Origin of the sequence: Citrobacter sp. HN-141 (genome assembly GCF_033341895.1) — a bacterium.
Classification (GTDB): Bacteria; Pseudomonadota; Gammaproteobacteria; order Enterobacterales; family Enterobacteriaceae; genus Citrobacter.
On record NZ_JAWPBF010000063.1, the window covers coordinates 1 to 504 of the forward strand.

Annotated in this window: 1 pseudogene; it reads right to left on the reverse strand. The window is 46.4% G+C overall.

The annotated features are described in order from the left end of the window. A pseudogene (locus RYZ59_RS24585) lies at nt 1-504 on the reverse strand (flagellin FliC); the annotation flags it as partial.

Here is a 504-nt window from a genome sequence, read left to right on the forward strand (position 1 = left end):
ATCTTTGAGTGTTACTGCTCCAGATGTATCGTCAATCTCTACCTCATAAACACCATTTTTGGCGGTGTCACCTGCTACTGTGACATTCGCATAGTATTTGTTCTTAGCTTCATCAAATTTCACATCGCCAGTAATTGTTGCACCTGTCGCAGTCGATGCACTATCTTTATTTTTAATTGCTGTTACTGCTGATGCTGAAAAACCTGTTGTGACGGGCGCTACTGTAGAGTTCTGGTAACCAACAGGAGCCACAGCAGTATCAGAAACTTTATATTTCTGCTGTACGTTCAGTGAATCCAGACCCAGCGTTTTGGAGTTGATTTCTTTCAGGTTGATATCGATGGTTTCGCCATCGTTGGCACCGACCTGGATAGTCAGGGTGTTGTCTTTCGCCAGCACTTTCACGCCGTTGAACTGGGTCTGACCGGATACGCGGTCGATTTCGTTCAGACGCTGAGTGATTTCAGCCTGGATGGAGTCGAGGTCAGACTGGGAGTTGGTACC